Here is a 3,232-nt window from a genome sequence, read left to right on the forward strand (position 1 = left end):
GTCAGCCAGGTCACCTGGCTGCTGTTGACCCAGCACCTCGGCTTGCTAGGCACTGTTGCATCTGGCGATCACCGCCGTCGCCGTCCTCCACCAGAGCCCCGAAACGCGCCTTCGGCATTCGGGATTGAGTGCTTTGTGCGCTTGTTGCAGCTCTGGGCGGGAAGCGCCTCCACTTTGTTACTCGCCGCCGACGCCCTTCACCCAGATGCAACAGTGCCCGCCCATCTACCAGCGGACACGTTTTCGAGTACCGTCCAGTTGGTGCACCAACCCCTCGGCTCTAGCGTCGCCCTCCGATGGAGACGCGAAAGAGCTCCCATTCTCCGGGGACACCTCGTAGGTTGACCGATCCGAGGGATGCGAACATGAGGTCGGTGCCTGTGGCGAGGTCACGCACCGTGCGGGTGACCACAACCTGACCCGCGCTGGCCTCGCCCATCACACGAGACGCGATGTGCACGCCGATCCCGCCCACGTCGGGACCAAGGAGCTGGATCTCGCCCGTGTGGATGCCCGCCCGTATCCTGATCTCCGACTCGGCTAGCCCGTCGACGATCTCGACGGCGCACTGGATTGCCCGTGTCGGAGTGTCGAAGGTCGCGAGGATGCCGTCGCCCGTGCTCTTGATGAGCCGCCCGCGGAAGCGGTCGACCTCCGCGTGCGAGATGCGATCGTGGCGATCGAGCAGTTGACGCCAGCTGCGATCTCCCAGAGCGGCTGCGCGGCCTGTCGAATCGACGATGTCGGTGAAAAGGACCGAGGCGAGGATGCGGTCCGCATTCTCCGCGGCCTGCCGCGACTTGATCTGCTGATCCGACCACACGTAGGCCTCCGAGTGCTCGCTCGAAGGCGCGTCGCTCGACGGCTGATAGCGAAGCAGCACGACGCCCGAATCGAACGCCCGTGTTCCGACGAGCCGGAAGTGGGCGGTGTCCAGTTGATCTCGGAACAGGTGTTTTCCGCTCCCGAGGACCACCGGATACAGCATGTACCTGAGCTCGTCGATCAGGTCGTGCTTCAGCAGGAGATCGAAGAGGTCAGCGCTTCCCGACACGAGGATGTCCCCGCCCGGGCTCTCCTTGAGCTTCGCGATCTCCGCCGGGACGTCGCCCGAGATGAGCGTCGAGTTGTTCCATGACAGGTCGGTCAGGGTGTTCGACACGACGTACTTGGGAAGGGCGTTGATCCGTTCACCGAGGAAGACGTCGGTCGCGAGTGGCCAGAACGCGGCCCAGTGTTGATAGGTAACCCGTCCCAACAGGAGCGCATCGACCTCGAGGAGCTGTTGGGCGGCATGCGCCAGCATGTCCTCGCTGGTGAGGCTCAGGGCCCAGGCGTTCCGTCCATCTCGGTGCTCTTCGTGCCCCGGCGCCTCGATGACGCCGTCGAGGGTCACGAACTCCGAGACCAAGATCCTTCTCATCGGCGTCCTCCGGGGAGATCGTTATGACTCGATCGAGTGCCGGGCGAGTACTTCGCAGAGTGTCTCATCCAGGAATCTGCGAGGAGCCGGTCGTGACGCACCGCCGCTCGGGTGAGAGGTTGTTCGATGGTATTGAGATAGCGGGTGTGCTCGTCAGCGCCCGGGGATGGCGAGGTCGGCGACGGTCGGTGTTGGTGCTTGCAGCAGGCGGCCCAGCAGCTCGACGGGGTCACGGGCCTGCTGGGTGGCGGTCCGCAGCAGGCTGGTGAGGACCTGCCAGACCTCGGCGCCGGCCCAGGTGCGGTTGCCACCCCAGCTCTTGCGGGTGACGACCGCGGGGCGGATGGCCTGCTCGGCGCGCCAGTTGGTCGCCTGCACGCCGGGCACCCGCAGGAAGGTGAACAGATGCTCGCGCTCGGCGGCCAGGTGGTTGAGCAGCCGCCGGTTGGGCGGGTAGCGCGTCGCCCCCGCCACCAGCTTGTCGAGCTGCGCGCCCAGGCGGTCGGCCTCGGCTAGGAGCGCGGCAGCGTCCACCGCGCCGGTGTCGTGGGCGTCGCGGAGCGCCAGCGCGCGCAGCAGGATGCGGCGCACCGCATGCGGGGTGCGGCCCTGCCCGCGATCGGCATCGGCCAGCAGCTCGCGGCAGCGGCGCAGCAGGTGCGCCACGCAGCTCTGGTGGGTCGCGGCGGCGAACCTGCGGTAGGGCGCCCAGCCGTCGCGTTCCAGCACCCCGGCGTAGTCGGCGCCGAGGACCTGTGCGGCGTCCTGGTAGCCGCGCCCACCGGCGATGCGGTAGACGGTGACCTGCTCGCCGACAAACGCCCACAGCCACGCTCTTCGGCCGCCGACCCGCCAGCCGGTCTCGTCGGGGGCGACCACCGGGCTGGCGCGCACACCGGCGACCAGCGCCTGGTAGGTCGGCTGGGCGCGGCGGGCGGCGCGGGCGACCGCCTGGCCGACCCCACCCGCGGTGACCTGAATCCCCAGCTGGGCCAACAGCCGAGCGATCTTGCCCGTCGAGATGCCCAGCCCCTTGGACAGCCACGACGCCAGCGCCACCGCCCGAGGGCCAAGCTGGGCGCCCGCCGCGCCCAGCGCATCGGAGGTCTGCGCCGGGTGGTGGGGCTGAACCCTCCGCCCGCACCTGCGGCAGCGGCCGATGTGGAGGTCGTAGCGGATCCACAGCGGGCGCGGCTGGGGAAGCTCCTCGAGGTACTGGGCCGCGACGCGCTCCAAGACCAGCTCGCCGCCGCAGCCCGGACAGCCATCCCGCAGCCCGACCACCACCACTCGGTCGACCCGCTCGGGTGGCTGGCGGTGCGCGTGCCGGCCATGGGCCGCACCCGGCTTGCGCCCGGCCCGCCGGGGATCAGGCTTGGGATCGCCCCGGGAGAACGGGGCGGCCTGCCGTTTGGCCGCCCGTCGCAACGCCCCCACCTGCTCGCGCAGCCGCGCGTTGACCTCCTGGAGCCGTTCACCCTCGGCCTGCAGCCGCTCCCGCTCGGCCTCCAGGCGCTCGATCCGCTCGCGCAGCTGCCGCTGCTCGCGCTCCAGCTGCTGCTCCCGGTCCCGCAGCGCGGCGTTCTCGTCCTCCAGCAGCGCGATCCGCTGGCACCACCCATCAGGGTCCGGGCCAGCCAGCCCGTGACCCACTCGCGCCTGCCCGGCCACCATCGACATGAGGGCCGAAGGCTACAACCCGCTCATCGGGCGCCAAAACCCGCTATCTCAATACCCTGACCCAAGCTTCCAGGGAGGCCGGCACACCTTCGTAACGAAGCGGGGCACGCCTCCCAAGGCCAGGTGCAC

Annotated in this window: 2 protein-coding genes; both read right to left on the reverse strand. The window is 69.6% G+C overall.

From position 1 onward, the window contains the following. Nucleotides 1-280: 280 nt before the first annotated feature. Nucleotides 281-1,411, reverse strand: coding sequence for a dihydrofolate reductase family protein (locus VF468_14850; protein HEX5879572.1), 1,131 nt, complete (start codon nt 1,409-1,411; stop codon nt 281-283). Between the two features lie 165 nt (nt 1,412-1,576). Further along, nucleotides 1,577-3,103, reverse strand: a complete 1,527-nt coding sequence (locus tag VF468_14855) for an IS66 family transposase (protein ID HEX5879573.1) — start codon at nt 3,101-3,103, stop codon at nt 1,577-1,579. Nucleotides 3,104-3,232: the final 129 nt, after the last annotated feature.

The sequence above is a fragment of the Actinomycetota bacterium genome (assembly GCA_036280995.1).
Classification (GTDB): domain Bacteria; phylum Actinomycetota; class CALGFH01; order CALGFH01; family CALGFH01; genus CALGFH01.